The following is a 22,271-nucleotide window of genomic DNA, read 5'->3' on the forward strand; positions in this document are numbered from 1 at the left end:
GTTACTCCACCGTGACAGATTTTGCCAGGTTCCGGGGCTTATCGATGGGACATCCCCGGGCCAGCGCAACGTAATATGCGAATAGCTGCAGCACGATAGACGAGAGTATGGGCGAGATGTACTCGCACGAATCCGGGACCCGGATGGCCAGGTCGGCCACCTGCTCGACGGACCGGTTGCTCTCGCTCGCGACCGCGATGACGGTCGCGTCCCTCGCCTTTATTTCTCTTATGTTACTTACCATCTTATCGTAGAGCTCGCTCTCCGTGGCGATGGCGATGACCGGAACTCCCGTCGTCAGCAGCGCCAGCGGGCCGTGCTTGAGCTCGCCCGCGGCAAAGCCCTCGGACATCACATACGAGATCTCCTTGATCTTTAAGGCGCCCTCGAGGGCGACCGGGAAATTCAGGTGGCGCCCGACCAGGAAGAAACAGCCCGACTTGCTGAAAAGGCTCGCCGTCTCGGCTATCTTCGCCTCCATATCGAGCACGAGCTGGGATTTTTGCGGAAGGGTTTTTATGGCGCGGATGAGCTTGCTGGCCTTCCCGATGCTGATGCTTCCCCGGGCACGGGCCAGCATGATGGCGATCATGTACATCACTACGACCTGGGCCGTAAAGGTCTTTGTGGCGGCTACCCCGATCTCCGGGCCGGATAGCATGTATATGATGTCGTTGGCCTCCCTCGACAGGGTGCTGCCGACCACGTTCGTTATCCCGATGACGTGAGACCCGTTCCTCATGGCATCCTTAACGGCGGCCAGGGTATCGGCGGTCTCGCCCGACTGCGATATCGCGATGACGAGCGTGCTCTCGTCCAGCGGAAAGTGGGAGTACCTGAACTCGGAGCCGATCTCGATCGAGACGGGCAGGTCCGTCAGCTCCTCGATGACGTACCGGCCCATCATGCCCGCGTGGTATGACGTTCCACAGGCGATGATGACGATGTGCCTGATATTCCGGATCTGCTCTTCCGTGAGCGTTATTTCCTTGATGTTCACGTTCCCCTTTAGCTCATCCAGCCGGCCCGCGATGGCCGCCTTCAGGGACGTGGGCTGCTCGTGGATCTCCTTGAGCATGAAGTGGTCGTAGCCCGCCTTCTCGGCGGCCTCGAGGTCCCACTCGATGGCCTTGATGCTCCGGAACACTTCCCGCCCCTCGAAGTCCATGAGCCTGACGCCCTCGTGCGAGAGTATGGCGACGTCGCCGTCCTCGAGGAACAGGGCCTTCCGGGTGTGCTTGAGGAAGGCGGTGACGTCGGACGCTAAAAAGTACTGGCCTTCGCCGATACCGATGACCATGGGGCTGTCCTTTCTGGCCGCATAGATCTTCCCGGGCTCATCCTGGTTTACGATGGCCAGGGCGAACGAGCCCTTGAGCTGCCTGACCGTCTCGAGAAGCGCGCGCTGCATGTCGCCGGTATAATTATCCTCCAGAAGATGAGACACGACCTCCGTGTCCGTCTCGGAGGTGAACGTATGCCCGCGGGCAAGGAGCATGTCCTTCAATTCCTTATAATTCTCGATGATGCCGTTGTGGACGACCGCGATCCTGCCAGTACAGTCCCTGTGAGGATGCGCGTTGGCCTCGGACGGCTTTCCATGCGTGGCCCAGCGGGTGTGGCCGATGCCCATGGTGGCCATGATGCCGTGGGGCATCTTTTGCCTTAAGTTGAAGATCCGCCCGTACGACCTTATTACCTGGAGGCTGCCATTACAGACGAGGGCGACGCCGGCAGAGTCATAGCCCCGGTACTCGAGCCGGGACAGCGATTCGAGCAGCACTTCCGCCGTGTTATCGTTCCCGACATAACCTACGATACCGCACATAATCTACCTCACAGTACTTTCATATCATCCGGAAGGTTCTCGCGCACGATGGTACCGGAGCCGATACGGCACCGCACCCCGACGACCTTGCCCGGCTTTACGAGCACCCGGCCCGAGATCTCCGTGTTGTCGCCGATGGCCGCGCCCATGTGGGCCTTCATCAGCATGTCGTCCATCTCTACCCTGGTATCGGCCGACTCCGCGATGAAGTGCGAGCCCGTCGAGACGCCCTCGCCGATGATGGAGCTGGAAATGTTGTTGAAGGAAGCCACCTTGACGTTCTTCATGAGTATGCTGTTGGCGATGCGGGCGAACGGCTCGATGGTGCTGTTGCTCCCGATGCTGGTGCCCGGAAGTATGACCGCGTTCGGTCCGATATCGCAGTTGTCGCCGATGCAGACCGGCCCCACGATATACGAGCCCGACATGACCACGGAATTTTCGCCTATGGTGACGGGGCCGACGATGTGGGCGCCGTCCTCGACCCTTCCCGCGATATTCGGCTTTTGCCTCGCAATGGCCGCGGTGTTCATGTCGAGCAGATTCCATAAGAATAAAGCGTCCATCCAGGTGGCGTTCGTGTGGACCGACCGGACGGCGTAGCCCTCGGAGAGCATTTTCCTTATCGCGTCGGTGATCTCGTACTCGCCCCTCTCCGAGATCTCCATGGACTCTAAAAAGCTGAAGATGATGGGCGAAAAGCTGTATACCCCGGCGTTGACGACGTTGCTGACGTCCTCTCCCTTGGGCTTCTCCAGAATGGCCTTGACGAGCTGGTTCTGCGTCCTGACGACGCCGTACTGGTGGGCCTTCTGGACCGTGACGGTGAGCATGGCGGCGTCACCGCTGCTGACCTGGATGATCTCTTTTATTGCGGAGGCGTCGATGACTGTGTCCCCGTTAATGACTAAAAAGCGGTCGTTGATCATGTGGGCGACCTGGCGGAGCGCGTGGGCGGTGCCGAGCTGCTGGAACTGCTCCACGTATACGATGTTGACGCCCCACTTGCGGCCGTCTCCGAAGTAGTCCATGATCTTTTCGCGCTTGTAGCCGACGACCATGATGATGTCGATGATGCCGCTGGCCTGGAGCGCGTCGATGACGTATTCGAGAATGGGCTTGTCGCCGACCGGGATCATGACCTTGGGCCTGGTCACCGTGAACGGCTTGAGCCGGCTGCCTTCTCCCGCCGCTAGAATAACTGCTTTCATAATGGTTTCCTGTATTGTCGATAGCTTAATTACCCTTACTTTTTAATGCATAAGAAAGTCAGGGTATTTGTATTTATTCGTCTTCCGGGAAACTGTATTTTTACCGGGCTCTGACCAAAAGCGTTATATGATACGAAAGACGTTAGAAGGTGCGTCATAAATTAAGTATTACGAGGTAACATTCATGGCAAGATTTCCAGAAGCCGAGGCACGGAAGCTTAACGTACAAATTTGCAGGAAGTGTAATGCGCGGAACGCATTGCGCGCTACCCGCTGCAGGAAGTGCGGGTATACCGGCCTCCGGCCCAAGAAGAAAGAGCTGAAGGCGTAAGTCTTTTTTTGCTCTTATATTTTTTACTTTTTCTTTGTTTTTCCTTTTGCTTTAATGTAGCCAGGATATTTTTTACTGGATGTAGTGGCGGAAGGCGTTTGCCGTTCGCATGGAAAGCTCGATAAGAAAAGGACTAAAAGTTAGTGGGGAATGAGTTTTTTAGGTCCCACCTCACTCCCACTAACAGGGGGCATTAGTCTAAAATCAACCGCTTGCTATTTAATCGTTATGGTCGGTGGATAACAACGCCGGATAACGACGCTGGCGAACATCCGACATAAGCTATATGATAGATTAGCATAAATCCACTTTGTTGACATGGACCTAAAAAAAGAGCTCTCCGACATCAAAGAGATCCTCAAGCTAAACCCGCGCGGCATGACCGTCACCGAGATAGCGCAGGCGGTAAAGATGAACCGGCACTCGGCGGCCAAGTACCTCGATATGCTCGTGATCGCCGGCCACATCGACATGAAGACGTTCGGCTCCTCAAAAGTCTTCTATCCCTCCCGCAGGATACCCATGTCTGCGATCCTCAACTTTTCCTCTGATTTTATCATCGTCCTGGACGATGACATGAGCGTCATCAACGTCAACGACCGCTTTTTGGAGTTCGAGCACATCCAGAAGCAGGACATCCTCAACAGGAGCATCATAAACTCGTCTTTTCCCATGGCCTTCAATCCCTCGATCATCCCGCACATCAAGATGGCGCTGAAGGGGACGGAGTCGTATATCGAGGCGGCCATCCAGAAGAACGGCGACCTGCATTATTTTAACGTCCGATTCATACCCACGGTGTTCGACGATACGGCGCACGGCGTCACCATGATCTTCGAGGATATCACGGCGAGGAAGGAGGCGGAGGCCGCCCTGAAGGATAGCGAGGAGCGGTTCCGCATCATTTTCGAGAACGTCGGTGTAGGCATCGCATACCTGTCGAACCGATCCATGTTCATCAGGCAGAACCGGCGGTTCAGCGAGATACTGGGATATTCCCAGGAAGACCTCCAGAATAAGTCGTACCTGGACATCACCCATCCTGAAGACCGGAATGCCAGCAATGACAACGTTGAACAGCTGAGGGCAGGTACGATGAACCATTTCTCCATGGAGAAGCGCTACATTAAAGCCGACGGCGGCCTTGTCTGGGGGCGCGTGACCTGCTCGCCCATCCGCGGCCCGGACGGCTCCGTGAAGTTCTTCGTGGCCGTTGTCGAGGATATCACATCCCGGAAGGTCGCGGAGGATGCGCTTCGCAGGGCACGTGACGAGCTCGAGTCCCGGGTGCAGGAGCGTACCATGGAGCTGAAGAAGGCCAATGACGCCCTTATGACCGAGATCGAGCGTAGCAAGCGCATGGAGGCACAGTCCATGCAGGCCTTTAACCTGATGCACGACGTGCTGGAAAAGGCCCCGTTCGGCGTTTATATCGTCAACGACCATGGCACCGTCGATTACGTGAACCCGGCAATGTTGAAGATATCTGGCGTCGACGAGCGGGCGTTCAAAGAGCTTAATTTCTTTACGCTCCCGACCTACATAGCGATAGGCCTGGATAAGATGATCAAGTCCGCCCTGGACGGCAGGCATTTCTACCTCGGGCCGGTGGAGTATACGTCTCACGTTGGCAAGAAGAACAGCGTCCGGAACTTCATCGGGATACCCATGGAGGAGGCCGGCAATAAGAAGGCGCTCGTATTCGTCGAGGACTTCTCGAAGTACCGGCTGCTCGAAGAGGCGCTGCTGAATAAGCGCTGACATCGGGAAAAAGTAGTTATATTTTCATATGTTAGGTATTGCTCATGCTTGTCTTCGGCCACCTGGGCATCACGCTTCTCCTGGCCTTCGTCATCTTCTCCGTCTTAAAGGAGGACGTCGATTACCGTTTCGTCCTCGTCGGCGGGCTTCTCCCCGACATCATCGATAAGCCCATCGGAGACTATATCTTTTATTCCATATTCCAGAACGGCCGTATCTTCTCGCATACGCTTCTCTTCGTCGCCGTCGTTACGCTGATCGGCGCCACGGTGACCAGGAAATATAAAGTGAACTTCGTGGAGCTGCTCGCACTGGGCTCGCTTTTCCACATCGCCGAGGACCAGGTGTGGCGCGTGCAGGGGACGCTTTTCTGGCCGCTGTTCGGGTGGGAGTTCCCCAAATTCAATCTTGAGAACTATGCCGGTTACATCCTGTACGTGCTGTTCCACAACCCGGACGCCTACGTGCCCGAGCTCATTGGCATCTCTATTCTTGCGGTGTTCGTCGGCTATTTCCGGCTGTATCAGCGTGATAATCTTAAGGCGTTCCTGCATAGTGGAAAATTAGTCACTGAACGCCCTCCTGTTCCCGCAACGGCGTGAGGCAAACATTTATTTACATTTAAGGAAGCAATAACAATGGTAGCCATGAGGACATCCAGCGTCAGCCGGCAAACAAAAGAAACGAGCATCTCCGTCGAGTTGAACTTAGACGGGAATGGTACGTCAAAAATATCGACCGGTATAGGGTTTTTCGATCATATGCTGGCATCCTTCGCCAAGCATGGCCTGTTCGACCTTACTATTAAGGCCACCGGCGACCTGCACGTGGACGACCACCACCTGGTCGAGGACATGGGAATCGTTTTAGGAGAGGCCTTTGCGAAAGCGCTGGGCGATAAATCGAAGATCGAGCGGTTCGGCCACGCGCTGATACCGATGGACGAGGCGCTGTCAACGGTAGCGGTCGATATCAGCGGCAGAGGATATGCCGTTTTCATGGCCGAGTTCCATTATGAGTCGATCGGCAGCTACTCGACGAGAATGACCAGGCACTTCGTGGACTCCTTCGCCCGGGCGTCGGGCATGAACCTGAACGTCAGGATCGAGGGCGAAGACGACCACCACATGGTCGAGTCTATGTTCAAGGCTTTAGGGGTCGCCATCTGGATGGCCACCCGAAAGAATGAAAAACGGGGTATCCCGAGCACGAAGGGAACGCTCTAGATGAAAATAACGGCCGACGGAAAGACAAAGCTTACGCTCGTCTTCGTAATGGCCCTCTGGGGCGGCTCTTTTATAGCCTCGAAGATCGGGCTCGAAGGGCTGTACCCGGTCGAGCTAGCCACGCTGCGTTTTGCGATAGCAGTACCACTACTAATAGCCATCACGCTCCTAATCGAAGGCCGAAAGGCTTTCCGCATCGCCCCGAAGGACCTGCCGGTGCTCATTATCATGGCTCTCACCGGCGTGACTCTCCAGTACATCGTCCAGTTCGCCGCGATGACCTTCACGTCCGTGACGAACACGGCGCTGCTCATCAACATGGGCACGTTCTTCGTCATCATCCCCTCGGCGCTGTTCCTCAAGGAGCGGCTGTCCATCGATAACATCATGGGCATCGTCATCGCCTTCCTGGGAGCGGCGCTCGTAGCCACGAACGGCGTATTCGCCTTCACGCCAAACCTCATCGGCGACGGGCTGGTCATCCTTTGCGCCGTCATGTGGGCCATCTACATCCTGGTAGGCAACAAGCTTGCGGGTAAATATTCCGTGCTCTCGCAGCTCAACTACATCTTCATCATCGGCTTCATCGGGCTCCTGCCCGTCTATTTCCTGACGCCCCACCACGCGTTCGGCAGCCTCTCGATCACGACCTGGGAATGTATACTGTACCTGGCCGTGGTATGCTCGGTCATCGCCTATTTCTTCTTTAACGACGCCATCATCCGGCTCGGCCCCTCGAAGACGGCCATATACCAGTACCTGGAGCCGTTCTTCGCCATTGTGCTGGCCATCGCCCTTTTAAGCGAGCCCCTGACGGCCGCCATCGCCATGGGCGCGGCCTTCATTATAGCGGGCATCGCGATGGCCGATAACAACCTTAAGATCCTGGGCTACTTCATCAAGAGCCCTGAGCCGGCTAAAAAGGAACATGGCCCGTAGTCACTTTTTTATCATCACGCCACGTTCCATTCATTATGCCCCGATTGTTGATCGTCTATAACAGCACGACCGGCAACACGAAAGCCATGGCCGACGCTATCGCCGAAGGCGCCCGGTCGCTGAAGCTGGATACGGAAGTAGTCGATGCCTTCAATGTAACGCCCGAAGACGTGATGGCGGCCGATGCCATCGGGTTCGGCGTGCCCACTTTTAATTATCACGCAGCCAAGCCGATATTGAAATTGCTGGACGACCTTGCCGGAAAGAACGTAACGGATAAGCTCGCCATCGTATTCGGCTCTTACGGCTGGAGCGGCCAGGGAGCGCCTGTGGTCGCTGAGCGCCTGAGGCAGATGGGTTTCCGGGTGCTGGACCCGGTCATCCGTGTAAAATACAGGCCCACGGAGAACGAGCTCGACGGTTGCCAGCTCCTTGGAAAGGACGTGGCCATGCACTTGAAAAACATCAGGATGACCGAAAATTTAAATGCATAGGGGAGCTTCTTGCTTCTCTATGCCCGGAGAGGTCAAGCGAGACAGCCAATGGCCCCTGATGATCGCCTTATTCGCGATCAACATCTTCTGGGGCGGCTCCTTCGTGGCAAATGCCATCGCGCTCAAAAGCATCGGGCCCATCGAGATCGCCTCTCTCCGTTTCTTCATCGCCGCCCCGCTTCTGGCGGCCGCCACATACCTCTGGAAGGGCAAGGACATTTTTAAGTTCGACATCAAAGACCTGGGCACGATCATCATCATGGCCCTTACCGGCGTCACACTACAATACGTCATCCAGGTGACGGCCCAGGAGTACACGACGGCGAATAACGCCTCCCTCCTCATCAACACGTCCGTGTTCTTCATTATCTTCCTGAGCGCCCTCTTCCTGAACGAAAAGCTTAGCCGCTGGAGGATCGTGGGCTCGGTGGTCGGCTTTCTGGGCGTCGCCGTCCTCGTCACGAAGGGCTCGCTGTCCTTCGACCTGAGCCATTCGACGGGCGACATCATGATCCTCGTCTGCGCCGTACTGTGGTCGGTCTATTCAATTTACGGTAAAAAGATCGCATCGAAATATCACCCCCTGACTGTCCTGAACTACATGTTCATCATCGGCACCATATGCCTGATACCGTTCTATTTACTTACACCGCATTTACCGATCACGTCCATTCCGCTTGACGCGATCGGTGCCATCGTGTTCCTGGCCATATTCTGCTCCATCATCGCCTATTTAGTGTATAACGTGGCCCTGGAGCGTATGGACGCCTCCAAGGTGGGGCTGTACATCTATTTCGTGCCCCTGTCGACCATCGTCCTGTCCTGGCTCATACTGGGCGAGACGATGAGCATGGCCACGATAGGCGGTGGCCTGATGGTCCTGCTGGGCATGTATCTGGCCGAGATAAAGGACCATAACAATTCAAGCAACTAAGCAACAACTAATTGCGATAGGATTATGGACACAGTTAAGCCTGGTCATTACGGTTCTTCCCATCGACCCGGAGGTTAAGATCAATACCCTGACTATCGTCATATTACTGGTGACCGCCGCTCTGGTCTTCGCTGCATGGCGGATATACCAGTATGCCGATAAACTTGTTTCCGGCGACGTGGCATACCGTTAGTTCTTTGACTTGAACTTGGCCAGAAGCTTCTGGTAAAATTCCTTTTTGTCGCCGTCCGAAGACCGCGTGAGCCTCTCCACGATAAGCTCCGGCGTGCTCTTCGCCAGGTAATTGTACCTGGGAGTCCTGTCGACTATTAAGTTGAGATTAGCGTCCAGGCCTTTGGCCTCAATACCGTCGACTCGAATGCTGTACTTCGTGTTCTCCCGTATTTGCTCGGCCAGGTGGCTCACAAAGACGGCGACGCTGCAGTCGTTATCGTATAGCGTCTCCAGGATGCCGGCGATGATCTTGGCGGAGGCGCCGGGCTCCGTTATGGATTCCAGCTCATCGACCAGCACGACCTTGCTGTTCTTGCTAACCACGCGCGAAAAGCCCTTGATCGTAGTCTCGAAGGCGCCGGCAGTCAGCGTGCCCTTGGACTTGCTGAAGTACAAGAGCTCGTCCACGAGGCCTATCTCGGCCGATCCGGCGGGCACCGGGAAGCCCATCTGCCCGAGGATGACCACCTGCGCCAGCAGGTCCAGCATCGTGGTCTTACCGCCCGAGTTCACGCCGCTCAGGATGACGACGCGCTCGCCCTTTGTATCCTTGACCTTGATGCCCACGGCATAGCTCACGGGCTCCACCTTCTGGGCGTGGTCTCGTAAAAAGATGTTATATCCATCGGTGACACGGATGCCGGCATGGCCGTTGACTGCGGGTAATCTCAGGTCATAGTCCAGGGCAAACAGGCCGATGGCGAAGTACGTGTCGAACTCCAGCGTGTCCCGGACCATGTCCTTACAGACGGCCTCGAACTTCGATAGCCGCTTTGCGCTGTTCCTCTTGATATCCAGGCTCCTTTTCACTAGCTGGCGATTGACGGCGTTCTTGAAGCCGTCCACGGCCCGGTAGTTCAGCTCTATCGGGTAGACGATATCGTCGTTGAACATCAGGTCGACGTGCTGCATCTCGAACGGCTTCAGCGCAAGCTGCTCCTTGATGAACGACTTGGCCTCTCCCACGACCTCGACATAGGCTTTGGCGACCTCCTTTTCGAGCATGCCCTTCAGGCCCGCCTCGCCCTTCTCGCCGAACATGCCCAGCAACTGAGAGCCCTTAAGCGTGACCGTATTGTTCTCCATCCGGTCGTGCAGGTCAGCGTTCGCCTTTTTGAGTGCCGCCTTCAATACCTCGTTATATCGCATGAGCACGCTCTTGAGGCGGTCGATCTCGGGGTCCACGCCCAATTCTAATTCCCCTTCGGGCGTTATGCGGCCCATCTCCTGGGACAGCTCGAGCATCTTTGCATCGTCTAAATAATTACAGATATTAAGGTCGGACTTCGAGCGGATGATCCTGATCGCCTCGAGAGAGGCTTCGATGGGCTCCTTATTGGCCGCAAAGAACGAGATGACTACCTCGGGCACCAGCCACCACGCCTCCCCGGCGCCTTCCGAGAAATCGACGTTCATGTCCTCGGGAAAGTCGGCCCCGGCGAACTTGCTGCCCAGAATGAGCGACTGCGAGTAGCCCTTCGCGACGTCGACGAGCTCGCCCATATTCTCTATGCAATAAACATCCAGATAACGGTCAATGTGCTCGCCGAGCAGCCGGTCATAGTCCTTCTTATTATCCGTGAATATGGCCCTGTCCCTCGACTTCGCCACTTTCGACGGCTCCTTCAGGTACCTGGCTTTCTTTAAAGCTGCGCTTAATTCCACGTCGTTGCCCAGCTTTTTGGCAAGCTCAATATAACCCTTCAATTCCGCCTGAATGGCCCTGATCCGGTCGGCCTTATTCGAAGGATAGGGGATATAAGTGCTAAGCTTAGCACGAGAATAAGAGGTATGGGCGTAGGAGCGCATAAGGCCCACGATCTTATCGTAAACGTTAAAGGCCTCGGGCGTCTGCAGGAAGTCCTCGATGGAAGCGCCCTCTTCCTGCGCGATCACCTCATGAATAAGAGAGACGGCGTATTTCTCGCTGATGCCCGGCACGGCCGACAGGCTGGCGACGTCGTGCCTTCGAAGCACTTCCAGCGCGGCGCGCTCGGAGCCGAAATGATCGATAAGCTTGTTAGATATCTTTTCGCCTATGCCAGGCAGCTCAATCAGGCCGTTCACGTGCAACAAATGCGCCATTCTCATATTAATACTTGAGTAAGCATGGCGAAAGTAATAGTGCAAGCGCATATATACAGAAAAGATTTAAAAATGGTATGCTTTCAACGTCATACGAAAATGAGCATACTTATCGATAAGATCAACGGCCTCGCTGGCACAGTGAAGGCGATCCTGAGCGTGCCTAAGCCCGCGGCGTCTAAATTCAAGTTCAAGGACCTCACCTTCTTTTTACAGTTCGTGAAGCCGGTCTGGAAGATCGGGGCGCTGAGCGTGCTCATGGTCATGATGTCCACCGCCATCAGCGCGCTCCTTCCCATGTCCAGCAAGATATTCATCGACTTCGTGATACAAAAAACGGGCTATGCAGGCGTCGAGAACTTTCTCGGCTCGCTTGGGCTGGGCGCGTATGCCCCGGCAGTGAACGGGCACCTGAGCTCCATCAACTTCCTGGTATTGCTGGTCATCGTCGTCGGCGTCGCGAGCTTAGTCCTGAACATCCTGGAGAGCTATTTCTCCTCCATTTACCAGCAGCAGATGACGTTCAACGTGCAGACCAGCCTGTTCGACCACGTCCTCCGGTTCCCCATGTCGTTTATCAAGAGCAAGCAGACCGGGTACCTGATGTCCCGCGTCTCGGACGACGTGAGCATGATGCAGTACCTCTTCTCGGACGCGGTCACCACCATCATATCTAACCTGTTCTACCTGATCTTCGGCGTGGCGATCTTAGTTTCCATGAACGCCCGCCTCGCGGCCATCATCGCCTGCGTGATACCCGTTTACATCGCCGTCCGGTACCTGTTCTCCGACAGGATCAGGGCTTTAAGCCGCAGGGAAAGGGAGTACAACTCCGAAGTATCGAGGGACATGCAGGAGGCCATATCGGGCGTCGAAGTGGTCAAGTCCTACGCCATGGAGAAAAGAGAGGTCGGCAAGATTGCCTCCAAGCTCCAGAACGTGATAAGAACGAGGATCGCCCGGTCCCTTCTCATGGCCTTCGCCAGCTCGTTCATGAGCGGCACCATGTTCGCGCTGACCATCGTGGTCATGTTCTTCGGCGCCTTCGACATACAGGCCGGCCGCATGACGATAGGCGACTACGTCGCCTTTATCACCTACATCATGTTTCTCTCTAACGCCGTAAATATGCTATACAGGACTTACCTGACCTTCCAGCCCGCGTTCGCCTCCATGGACCGGCTTAAGGAGATGTTCGACATCGCCCCGGAGTTCGAATGGGGCCAGCAGTCGATGAAGAAGCCGGGCCATATAAAAGGTAACGTGCGGTTTGATAACGTGTCTTTTTCTTACGGCAGCGAGCCGACCCTGAAAAATATCGGCTTCGAGGTCAGGCCCGGCGAGACCGTGGCCCTGGTCGGCCATAGCGGCGCGGGCAAGACCACGCTGGTCAGCCTTCTGCTGAAACTATACGTCCCCCAGTCCGGCAAAATAACGCTGGACGGCGTCGACCTGAATGAGCTGGACCACTCGTGGCTCCGCCAGCAGATCAGCATCGTCTCCCAGGACATCTTCCTGTTTAACGATACCATCGAGAATAATATCAAGTATGGCCGGCCTGAGGCCTCGAGGGAGGAGGTCGTCCATGTGGCGAAGAAGGCAAGGATACACGATTTCATCGAGAGCCTCCCGGATGGCTATGATACACTTATTGGCGAGAGGGGCACCAAGCTCTCCGTCGGGCAGAGGCAGCGCATATCCATCGCCAGGGCCTTCCTCAAGGATACGCCGCTGATAATTCTGGACGAGCCCACCTCGGCCATCGACCCCGAGACCGAGCTACACCTGAAGGCGTCGCTGGACGAGCTCATGAAAGGCAGGACGACTTTCATCATCTCCCACCGCATGTCGCTCACGGACATCGCCAACTTCATCGTGGTCATCGAGGACGGCGAGATCGTCGAGAGGGGCACGCAGAAGGAGCTAGAGCAAAAAGTAGGCTTATATAACCGGCTCAGGTCGCTCGACCAGACACACCCGGCAGGCACATGATCGGCCCATTTTTTTCTTTCGTAAAAAGGGGCCCCGTTTTTTCAAACGGGTCGTGAAGCCATTATATTCAGTATCTCGTCCGCCACGGCCTTGTCGAGCGGCTTGTTCTTGTTGCCGCACTTGGGCGAGTATATGCACGCCGGGCACCCCTCGGTACACTCGCAGTCCCGGACCAGCTCCAGAGTAGCTTTTGTGAGCCCGGGGAACATCTCGTAGCACTTTTCGGCAATGCCGATGCCGCCCTCATACCCGTCGTAAACGAAGATCGTCGGCAGGTTCGTGTCGGGGTGGTCGGGCGTCGACAGGCCGCCCATGTCCCACCGGTCGCATAAAGCGAATAGCGGCGCCATGGCGATCATGGCGTGCTCCACGGCATGGATGCCGCCGTTAAAGTCCTTATTCTCCATGAGCATCTTCTGGTGGAGCTCTTCGGGCAGCGTGAACCACACGGCCACGGACTCGAAGGTCTGGGACGGCAGGTCCAGCGGGAAATACCCGAGTAATTTTTCGTACCGCTTCATGGCGTACTCGTAGTACTGCTCGGTGACCGTTACGTCCCCCACGTGCACGTCGATGCCGTTTACCGTCTTCTTCAGCCGCTCCTTCCTGATGGCCACGTCCGACAGCTTCAGTGCCTCGGTATAATAGTCGACGTCTTTCTTGACCGCCCGGGCGATGCCCAGCTTCAGGTCCAGGTCTTCGATGAGGTAGGTCTCGCCCTGGTGGAGCAGCACGGCGCCCTTATGGGCCTCGGAACAGGCTCTCGCCGTCTCCATGGTCTCCAGCAGCTCGGAGCCGCACATCACCCGCACGTTATGGCTGGAAATGTTCTTCAGGCTCACGATCTCCGACGGGCTCTTCGTGCCCCCGTAGACCATGCCGCGGGGCGAGCGCCGGATGATGCCGGCGGAGGACATGGCCTCCATGGCCTCGGAAATATCGCCAAAATACGCGGAGTCGGCCGCAGTGAGGGGCATCTCGGCCGATGCGCACATGAGGTGGCCCATTAAGATGTAAGGATTCCTCAGGTCGACGATGGCTTCCTCGTTCCCTGAATTGAAGAACCGCTCCGGGTGCTTCATGTAGAACTGGTCGAGCGGGTTGTCGAAGGCCACGAGCGTTGCCAGCGACTCGCTTGTGCCCCGCCCTGCCCGGCCCGCCTCCTGCCACGTAGATATCCGGGTCCCCGGATAGCCCGAAATAATAACCGAGTCGAGGGAGCCGATATCTATGCCGACCTCCAGCGCGTTCGTGGAGGTGACGCCCTTGAGGCGCATGCTCTTGAAGTCGTTCTCGATGCGCCTCCTGTCCTCGGGCAGGTATCCTGCCCTGTACGAGGCGATCTCGCCGTGGAACTTATGATTATCGTACTCACGGGCCCACTTAGCGATCAGCTCGGCCATCCTCCGGGACTGCGCGAAGCACAGGGTCTGCAGCCCGTGATCGAGCTGGTCCACCATGAGGCGCATGGTCTCCTGGTGCGTCGAGCCTCTTGACTGGCCTTCGATGGGCGGGTTCCAGAACATGAAGTACTTCTTTCCCCTGCCGGAGCCATCGCGTGACACGACGCTGAACTCCTTGCCGGTCAGCTTGAACGAGAGCTCTTCCGGGTTTGCGACCGTGGCCGAGGACAGGATGAACCGGGGGTCCGACCCGTATCTTTTAAGGATGCGCCGCAGCCGCCTGATGAGCAGGGCCACGCCGGAGCCGTATACGCCCCTATACGTATGGGCCTCGTCGATGACGATGTACCTGAGGCCGGAGAAGAAGCGCCTCCACTTGTCGTGCCACGACAAATATCGATGGATAGCGTAAGGGTTGCTGACGATGAGGCGTGAGGTATCGCGGATGCCTATCCGGGCCGACTGCGGCGTGTCGCCGTCATAGGCGGCAGGCGAAGCCTTCGTGCCCATTTCCTCATCCATGGCCTTGAGCGTCTTTAGCTGGTCGTTCGAGAGGGCCTTCATCGGGTACAGGTACAGCGCGGTCGCTTTCTTATCCTCCAGAAGCGCCTCGAAAACCGGCACGTTAAAGGCGAGAGACTTACCCGACGCCGTAGGCGTCGTGATGATGACGTTCTTACCATCCAGGGCCAGATCGATGGCACGGGCCTGATGCGAGTATAGCCGGATCCTGTGAGCATCCAGGTACCCGCGCAATTTTAAATTAAGAATATGATTAACGTCGTCGAAGGAGGGCGGGCGCTCATCGAGCTCCTCGATATGGGCGATCTGCCCCTCGTAATTATCCGAAGACTTAAGGTCCCGGATATATTCCTCAATGGCCCCCATTACAATCCTCACAGAACTTCGAGAAAAGCCGGACCAGCGACACCAGGTCGTTCCGGTTATGCTCGACGATGGGCACCAGCGGCCCCGGATTATGCGTGCGCAGGTACTCCTCGTAGAACTCGGGCACCAGGGCGCCGGGCACATCATCCAGTCTCTCCTGGCCGAATAAATATTTTTCAATGGTCGTAAGGCGGGCGTCCGGCGTTTTCGACTTCATGAAGCGCCTGGCGAAGGGCAGCATGTCGAAGTGGACGTTCTCGATGTCGCCGCCCAGGTCGTAGTACCAGCGGCGCTGGTTTATGTATGGTACATCGAAGGCGCGGCCGTTATATGATACTAGCGGATTATTTTCGACGAGGGCGGTGAATAAGCTTATTGCGGCCGCCTCCTCGTCAATGTCCCTCGCCAGGTACTGCCGGGTGACGATCTTATCTCCACTGGTGAAGGCTGCGCCGAACAATATGATGGGCCGGGAGAACAGCCCCATGGTCTCGATATCCAGTGCCACCAGGCGCTCGACTTCCGTGAACGCCGTGATGTTCAGGTTAAGGGGGTGGGACTTCGGGAGCCAGTGCCATAGTTCCTGCTGTATGCGGCACGCATCGCCCGAGTCTACAATGGATAAAAACCGTTTTGCCTCGTCGTGCCAGCGCCTGTGGCCCAGCAGGCTCTCGATGTCCGAATATCCGGCCTTGCGTAATTTTTGCTCCGTACCCGCGCCGATGCCGCGAAGCAGGCGAAGGTTTGACATAAGGGCATTTCTTGCGTTATCGCGGTCAATTTTACTCAAGGAAAAATCAGTGGAGCTTTCGATCAGGTAGCACTCGCCGATATCGCTCCGGACGGGCGTGCCCCTGATCGCGTCTTCCAGGCAGGCGCCATCGTACGCCTCCAGGTACTTCTTCTTGACTCGCTGGCCTTCGAAGTACGCGTCGTCATAGAGCCAGGAGGGCATGAAGCCGTATTCACGGGCATCGTCCGGCGGAGCCTCGCCGCCAGGGACGACTGCGTATCCCTCGCGGTCGGCCTCCCTGGCCTTTAGCCTGCCGGCGACGGCATCGAGCTTGCCCGTGCTATGACCTCAGAGAAGATTAGCGATAGCAGGGCTTATAGCCTTTTTGTGTGCGCAGCGAAATTATTAACTTTCGTTAGCTCGCCTTTGCCTTACGTTGCCGCGTATTTATGTCCTTGATCTTAATGGAAGAATGCTTTTTGGCATCGGTGTGCGTAGCGTGGTAGATGAGGTCTATTGCGGTATTTAATAAAGCCTCGCGGTCCACGCCGTTCTCTTGCATGATCAGCTCATGGGACCGGAAGGGGTTCATGGCGACCCAGTAAGCCATACGCAGGAAGATCGCCGTTGGAAGGGGGTCCAGGTCGGGCCTGACGGAGCCTTCGGCGATAGCCATCCGGTAGCCATCGCTCATGATCTGGAGCTGCTCGCTCATCTGGCTCACGTATTCCCGCACGTTCGGGTCCGATACGTCCTTGAACTTCAGCATTATGGCGTTCTCGAGCACAGAGCCCTTATCGGGGTGTGACATATTCCACTCGGTAACGGCGGTGGCGGTCGCGACAATCCGGGCGGTGCCTCCTTCGACACCCTCCAGGTTTTCCTTGATCGCCAGGTTCATGTCGGCGATGATCCGGGCCACGACGGCGGCGCAGAGCGACTCCTTGCTGTTGAAATAGAGGTAGATGGTGCCCTTTGCCACGTCGGCATCCGCGGCGACGTCGTCCATGGTCATGTCCCAGTAGCCCTTTTTGGCCATGATCCGCTCTGCCTTATCGATTATCGTGTTCCGTTTTTGGCGCTTCTTGCGCTCCATTCGTTCACTCATTATAACACCAGATGATTTGCGGCCATTAATGACCACGTTAATGTGCCGTTGTATTGTCAATATACGCTAAAACGCTATATAACTATTGATAAGTGAACGTGGCTTAAATTTTATGACTCCACGGCTGCAAATTTGAGCATTTTGTGCCGAAGCGCCCGCAGCAAAATGTGAAAAGCATATATTGGAAGACTGCTACCTGTTACTGTAACTGTATAAAGGTGTTAACGTGGAAAAAGTACCGGGACCCGTTCTGGAGAGCCTGGCGAAGGGCCAGGACAAGTACGTTGAGCGTCTGAACGAATTTTTAAAGATGCCGAGCATCAGCACGCTGCCCGCCCACTCGGGCGACATTCGTAAGGCCGCAAAGTGGCTGCTCCATGAGGCGGAACTCCTGGGTTTCAAAGGCGCGCTATACGAGACAAAGGGGCACCCCGTCATGTACGCAGAGCTATGCCCCCATAAGGACGCCCCGACGATCCTGATCTACGGCCACTACGACGTCCAGCCTCCCGACCCCGTCGACCAGTGGTGTTATCCGCCGTTCACGCCCACTGTTCACGACGGCTGTATCTTCGCGAGGGGCGCCACAGACGATAAGGGGCAGCTCCTTACTTTCTTTAACGCCATCGAGTCCATCCTCGCGGCAGAAGGCCGGCTACCGCTTAACGTCAAGCTGGTCATGGAGGGCGAGGAGGAGGTTGGCAGCCCGAACTTCGGGGCTTTCGTAGAATCGCATAAGGAGCTGTTAAAGGCGGACATCATCGCCCTCTCCGACGGCGAAAAGTACCGGAAGGACATGCCCTCTATCTGCTATGGCCTTCGCGGGCTGCTTTACATGCAGATCGATATCCAGGGTCCCGCCTACGACGTGCACTCCGGCCTTCACGGCGGCTCCGTCATGAATCCCGCGCTCGCGCTCACATGGATATTAAGTAAGCTAAAAGACAGCAATGGGAAAGTGTTGATACCCGGATTTTATGACAGCGCCAGAGATGTAGAGCCGTGGGAGCGTAAGGAGATGGCAGGGCTGCCATTCGACGAAAAGACAGAGGCCGCCATGCTGGGCGTGCCGGGGCTCGTACCCGAAAAGGGATATACCGTACTGGAGAGCACCCGGGCCCGGCCGACGCTGGACATCAACGGCATCTGGGGCGGCTTCCAGGGCGAAGGCTCCAAGACGATCATCCCGGCCGCGGCGGGCGCCAAGGTCAGCATGCGCCTGGTGCCGGACCAGGACCCGGACGAGATCGCGAGGCTTTTCGAGAAGTACGTGATGTCGATGGTGCCGGCCGGAGTGACCGTGAAGGTCACGAAGATCGTGGGTAACAGGGCGCTGATCGTCTCGCGGGAGAGCCCGGCAGTCAAGGCCATGGCGAGCTCCATCGAGTACGCCTTCGGCGTAAAGCCCGTATTCACCAGGGACGGCGGAAGCATCGGTGCCGTCATCGCCATGCAGTCGGGCCTGGGCATCGACGACATCCTCATGCTCGGCTGGGGCGACCCGGACGACGCGCTCCACTCGCCGAACGAGCACTTCAGCCTGGAGAACTTCCGGAGGGGCTCGCTGGCGGCCGCCGCGCTGCTCTACGGGCTCGCTAAAGCGAAAAAGCCGCTGGCCCCGGCGCACATGGCGAAAAAGGAAGCTGTCAAGTAAGCTTAGTGGCCTATGCCGCCGAAAAAGCTCAGCACGGCGGCATTGAACTCGGCATGCGTCTCCACATTGGGCATATGGCCGCTACGCTCGATGAGCTTTACCTTCGAGCCGGCGATGAGCCCCCTGTATTTTTCGGCATCTTCCGCGGGGAGCAGCAGGTCGTCCTCGCCCCATATAATAAGGGCGGGGGCGGAGATGGCCATGAGCGTCCCGGCATAGCTGCCATCATAGCGAAGGATGGACTTACAATTTTTAACGAAAGCGTCCCTGGACTCCTTCGAGTCGGTGACGAGCTGCGTGTCCTCGAGCAGCCTCATGTTAGCGCTATTATGGAGCATCGGCCGGCAGTATAGCCGCCGGCTTCTTATCATCAGGCCCAGGAAGGCGTTATATAGTTCCTTGTTCCGCGAGAGGCTTTCGGGAACGAAGCCCGTGGGGTCCGATAGGACGATCCCGGCTACTCTGTCAGGGCATCGTGCGGCGAACTTCGCTACGACGGCCCCTCCCATTGAGTTGCCTACAAGGGAGGCTTTATGCACGCCGATCGAGTCCATAAATTCCTTCAGGAAACCCACGTAATAGTCGACACCATAGTCCAGGTCCGGCTTATCCGAGAGCCCAAAGCCAGGAAGGTCGGGCGCATACACTTTATAGTATTTCGCCAGGGGGCTTATGTTGAGCTTCCATTGGCCAGCCGAGAGGCCGTTGCCGTGGACCAGGATGACGGCGCTGCCGCTGCCTTCCACCATATAATGGATCCTCAAGCCGCCCACTTCGACATATTCTTCCATTTATCCTCCGGCCCTGCAAACCTGAACGATAGTTAGAATAGTTATGGCTTAATTAAAAATTTAGTGGTCACGACAGAAACTATTTATTTCGAAATGCATCCTGATATTCGAGGGAAACCTTAATATCGGATATTGCACTACTATAGTGCGCATCAGCACTAACATTGTGTTCAGGCACAAGTATTGTGCAGCATTGCGGGGCCCGTGGTCTAGCTGGTTATGACGTCGCCTTGACATGGCGGAGGCCATGAGTTCGAATCTCATCGGGCCCACTCCGTTTTTTTACTTTTAAAAAAGATTTATGACGGGACGATCGTGAACTTATAAAATACATCATACTCGGACAGCGTATCCTTCACCCACCTTGCGTCGGACGAGGGCAGATTCTTTCGGAGCCTGACCACGATCTCCGGCGGCTGGCTCTGGCTGTCCTTGAGGTCGAACGATTCGACGAGCTCCGATAGGCGAAGGCTGTCGTTGGGGTTTCCCAGCAGGCTAAAAATCTCTTCTGCAAAATCTGCCATGGTGTTCACATTCCTTAATGTGTGGTCACATATCCTTCATGTTTAATAAATTGATTCCATAATTCGGGGATTATTGTACGTCCCCGACCACACCATATACTTTGTCATATATTTTATACTGGCCCTGCTGCTTGTCTAGCGGCTTGTAATAGTAGATCTTCGGGTAGCCCGGGGCCATCTTTGCGGGCAGCTCGATAAATATCTCTCCACGCGCCGATCCCAGGCCCGAGCCTATGGTCTTTTCCGGATATTCTATGTAAGGGATGAACGCCCTTGAATCCTGGACGGGGTCGGTCTCATTTACCTTATATTCGACGCCGAACCAGTCAAGCGACGTCTGGACCGGCTTATCCGAGCTTACGTTGACCTTGTAGATATACAATAAATATCCCGGAGCGGCCTTTTGCATTCCGCCGTATTCGGTCTCGGTACCCGGCGAATAGAAGAACTGGATATGTGCCTCGTCGTTGTTGCCTATGAGCGTCGGCACCGGGGAGACTGTAGCCGTAGGGGTCACAGTCGGGACGGGCGTCGGGGCCGGAGAGCTGACGCAGCCCGCGGCCAGCAGCGATACAAGCAAGACCAGAATTATTGTGAAACCCTTCATGATACCTACCACGCGATCTAACAAGCATCTACTGTCATGCCCCCGATATCTACTTTTCGCGGTCGTTCAAAATACGAAATAAACTGATATCCGGCCGCATAGATACTACAACGTATATTTAACGAGAATGGTGCGGAGGAGTCGCTTTTGAAGGTAAAGGATATCATGAGTAAGGACGTCGTCACCATCGGTGCCGATGCCTCGGTGGCGGACGCGGCGAGAAAGATGAAGGAGGCTGACGTGGGGTCGGTGGTCGTACTCGACAAGAACGCTGTAAAGGGCATCGTCACGGACCGTAAGATCGTCACGAACTGCATCGCCGAGAACAAAGACCCGGGAAGGGAGCACATCGGGAATATCACGAGCAAGAGCATGATCACCTGCAGCGAGGACAGCGATGTCCACGACGCGCTGATGACGCTGGGGAAGAACAAGATACGCCGCTGCCCGGTCGTCAACGACAGGAAAGAGCTGGTGGGCGTGCTTTCGGTCGCAGACATCGCCGGGGAGATGAGGGGCTGCATGGACGCCCTGTTCGACGGGCTTTCCAAGTCAGCCGGGGGCGAAGCGGAGCGCCACGAGCCTTCCAGGCCCGTGATTCACTGACCCCTTATTTCTTTTTCGCGATGACCATGATGCTCATGCCGGCCCTGCTGAACGGCCAGGCGCCGTAGACCCGGTCCTCGGCCGCCCTCAGGATGGAGAACATTCCCCTGGTCAGCCGGCCGGGATGGTCCTTGAGCATGACGGTACTCGGTATGATGTTGGTTATCGAGTGCGCCCCATAGGCGGCTACGATCTCGCAGCCCACATCCCCAAGCTCTTTTTTCAGCTCATGGTACGTGAAGGTCCGTAAGTGGAGCAGTTTTACCTTGTTCTCGTCGTAAGTGAGTGGAAATACGTAAGGATAGCCCTCGTGCAACGGCCGCTTCACATATCCGATGACGCCCGGCAGAGTCTCGTGGTATTCCAGCGGGTCCCCGGTCAGCGTGCTCGCCAGGCTCCATAAGATGTCCGGCTTCCACTTGTTGTCGGACTCCAGGAACAGGTATCCGCCAGGCTTGAGCACCCTGCCCGCCTCCTCGAAGAAGCATGAATAGTCCGGTATGTGGTTGACTGTGCTCCCGGCGCTTGAGATGGCGTCAAAGCACTCGTCCGGGAACGGGAGCCTGCACGCGTCCGATGCCATGCAGACGCCCTTGCCCAGCTTTTTATTGGCGACTTTCACCAGGCCGTGGCTTATATCAATGCCCACGACGTCGAAGCCGCTTTTATCGAAGAGCAGCGTCTGCTGCCCCGTGCCGCACCCGATGTCGAGCACCCGGGCGCCCTGTGGCAAAAGAGGAATGAAGCGTTCCTTTAATAGTGAATTGATGCGGCCGAAGAGGTATGGGAAAAACAGCCCCTCGTACGTGTCGTATATGTCGGACGCCTCGTCGTAGGCTTCCGCGTGTTCCCTTTTTGAGGAATCGACGACGAACGTGTGTTTTTCATCGGCCATGGTAATGTGGCTGTTCTAAGCGGTTAC

Annotated in this window: 20 protein-coding genes and 1 tRNA gene; 11 read left to right on the forward strand and 10 right to left on the reverse strand. The window is 56.3% G+C overall.

The features are described 5' to 3' along the window. Position 1: 1 nt before the first annotated feature. Together glmS and glmU are read right to left on the reverse strand one after the other, a co-directional pair. Entirely contained in the window at positions 2–1,828 is a 1,827-nt protein-coding gene (gene glmS / locus MCP_RS04130) for a glutamine--fructose-6-phosphate transaminase (isomerizing) (RefSeq protein ID WP_012899555.1), read from the reverse strand. Positions 1,829–1,836: 8 nt separating this feature from the next. Continuing rightward, positions 1,837–3,039, reverse strand: a complete 1,203-nt coding sequence (gene glmU, locus MCP_RS04135; protein WP_012899556.1) for a bifunctional sugar-1-phosphate nucleotidylyltransferase/acetyltransferase — start codon at positions 3,037–3,039, stop codon at positions 1,837–1,839. 184 nt (positions 3,040–3,223) lie between these two features. Here glmU and MCP_RS04140 point away from each other — a divergent pair, with 184 nt between their 5' ends. The 7 genes from MCP_RS04140 (at position 3,224) to MCP_RS04170 (ending at position 8,724) form a co-directional block, all read left to right on the forward strand. After that, positions 3,224–3,370, forward strand: coding sequence for a 50S ribosomal protein L40e (locus MCP_RS04140; RefSeq protein WP_012899557.1), 147 nt, complete (start codon positions 3,224–3,226; stop codon positions 3,368–3,370). A gap of 318 nt (positions 3,371–3,688) precedes the next feature. Further along, entirely contained in the window at positions 3,689–5,131 is a 1,443-nt protein-coding gene (locus tag MCP_RS04145; protein ID WP_012899558.1) for a PAS domain-containing protein, read from the forward strand. 44 nt (positions 5,132–5,175) lie between these two features. After that, positions 5,176–5,733, forward strand: coding sequence for a metal-dependent hydrolase (locus MCP_RS04150; RefSeq protein ID WP_012899559.1), 558 nt, complete (start codon positions 5,176–5,178; stop codon positions 5,731–5,733). A 45-nt stretch (positions 5,734–5,778) separates the two neighbouring features. Further along, positions 5,779–6,357, forward strand: coding sequence for an imidazoleglycerol-phosphate dehydratase HisB (gene hisB, locus MCP_RS04155; RefSeq protein ID WP_012899560.1), 579 nt, complete (start codon positions 5,779–5,781; stop codon positions 6,355–6,357). Then, positions 6,358–7,296, forward strand: coding sequence for a DMT family transporter (locus tag MCP_RS04160; protein ID WP_012899561.1), 939 nt, complete (start codon positions 6,358–6,360; stop codon positions 7,294–7,296). Between the two features lie 35 nt (positions 7,297–7,331). Continuing rightward, positions 7,332–7,790 carry a flavodoxin domain-containing protein gene (locus MCP_RS04165; protein WP_012899562.1) on the forward strand — a complete coding sequence of 153 codons (459 nt, stop codon included), beginning with the start codon at positions 7,332–7,334 and terminating at the stop codon, positions 7,788–7,790. A gap of 19 nt (positions 7,791–7,809) precedes the next feature. Further along, positions 7,810–8,724: a DMT family transporter gene (locus tag MCP_RS04170; protein ID WP_012899563.1), complete on the forward strand. Its 915-nt coding sequence runs from the start codon at positions 7,810–7,812 to the stop codon at positions 8,722–8,724. A 189-nt stretch (positions 8,725–8,913) separates the two neighbouring features. On the opposite strand, the gene MCP_RS04175 is transcribed toward MCP_RS04170, so the two are convergent. Further along, positions 8,914–11,025 (reverse strand): MutS-related protein, encoded by a 2,112-nt coding sequence (locus MCP_RS04175; protein ID WP_231845159.1) that lies wholly within the window; start codon positions 11,023–11,025, stop codon positions 8,914–8,916. 117 nt (positions 11,026–11,142) lie between these two features. Between MCP_RS04175 and MCP_RS04180 the strand changes: the two genes are divergently transcribed. After that, entirely contained in the window at positions 11,143–13,035 is a 1,893-nt protein-coding gene (locus MCP_RS04180; RefSeq protein WP_012899565.1) for an ABC transporter ATP-binding protein, read from the forward strand. A gap of 41 nt (positions 13,036–13,076) precedes the next feature. Here MCP_RS04180 and MCP_RS04185 read toward each other — a convergent pair whose 3' ends face one another. From MCP_RS04185 to MCP_RS04195, 3 genes are all read right to left on the reverse strand, one after another. Next, on the reverse strand, positions 13,077–15,326 hold the full coding sequence (locus tag MCP_RS04185; protein WP_012899566.1) for a DEAD/DEAH box helicase: 2,250 nt from the start codon (positions 15,324–15,326) through the stop codon (positions 13,077–13,079). After that, on the reverse strand, positions 15,313–16,281 hold the full coding sequence (locus tag MCP_RS04190) for a ribonuclease H-like domain-containing protein (RefSeq protein ID WP_012899567.1): 969 nt from the start codon (positions 16,279–16,281) through the stop codon (positions 15,313–15,315). The genes MCP_RS04185 and MCP_RS04190 overlap by 14 nt, the downstream gene beginning before the upstream one ends. A 193-nt stretch (positions 16,282–16,474) precedes the next feature. Next, positions 16,475–17,167, reverse strand: coding sequence for a TetR/AcrR family transcriptional regulator (locus MCP_RS04195; RefSeq protein ID WP_012899568.1), 693 nt, complete (start codon positions 17,165–17,167; stop codon positions 16,475–16,477). Positions 17,168–17,393: 226 nt separating this feature from the next. Between MCP_RS04195 and MCP_RS04200 the strand changes: the two genes are divergently transcribed. Then, complete coding sequence (locus MCP_RS04200) at positions 17,394–18,821, forward strand: dipeptidase (RefSeq protein WP_012899569.1); 1,428 nt, start codon at positions 17,394–17,396, stop codon at positions 18,819–18,821. 2 nt (positions 18,822–18,823) lie between these two features. Here MCP_RS04200 and MCP_RS04205 read toward each other — a convergent pair whose 3' ends face one another. Further along, on the reverse strand, positions 18,824–19,612 hold the full coding sequence (locus MCP_RS04205) for an alpha/beta fold hydrolase (RefSeq protein ID WP_012899570.1): 789 nt from the start codon (positions 19,610–19,612) through the stop codon (positions 18,824–18,826). Positions 19,613–19,810: 198 nt separating this feature from the next. Between MCP_RS04205 and MCP_RS04210 the strand changes: the two genes are divergently transcribed. Next, positions 19,811–19,884, forward strand: a tRNA-Val gene (locus tag MCP_RS04210). 27 nt (positions 19,885–19,911) lie between these two features. Here the strand turns inward: MCP_RS04210 and MCP_RS04215 are convergent. Continuing rightward, positions 19,912–20,136, reverse strand: a complete 225-nt coding sequence (locus tag MCP_RS04215) for a hypothetical protein (RefSeq protein WP_128859927.1) — start codon at positions 20,134–20,136, stop codon at positions 19,912–19,914. A 70-nt stretch (positions 20,137–20,206) separates the two neighbouring features. Then, on the reverse strand, positions 20,207–20,743 hold the full coding sequence (locus MCP_RS04220) for a hypothetical protein (RefSeq protein WP_128567025.1): 537 nt from the start codon (positions 20,741–20,743) through the stop codon (positions 20,207–20,209). 147 nt (positions 20,744–20,890) lie between these two features. On the opposite strand from MCP_RS04220, the gene MCP_RS04225 reads away from it, so the two are divergent. Further along, positions 20,891–21,349, forward strand: coding sequence for a CBS domain-containing protein (locus tag MCP_RS04225; RefSeq protein ID WP_012899573.1), 459 nt, complete (start codon positions 20,891–20,893; stop codon positions 21,347–21,349). Between the two features lie 4 nt (positions 21,350–21,353). Here MCP_RS04225 and MCP_RS04230 read toward each other — a convergent pair whose 3' ends face one another. Continuing rightward, a complete protein-coding gene (locus tag MCP_RS04230) occupies positions 21,354–22,244 on the reverse strand; it encodes a class I SAM-dependent methyltransferase (RefSeq protein ID WP_012899574.1) in 891 nt (296 codons plus the stop codon). Positions 22,245–22,271: the final 27 nt, after the last annotated feature.

It is taken from the genome of Methanocella paludicola SANAE (assembly GCF_000011005.1).
Classification (GTDB): domain Archaea; phylum Halobacteriota; class Methanocellia; order Methanocellales; family Methanocellaceae; genus Methanocella; species Methanocella paludicola.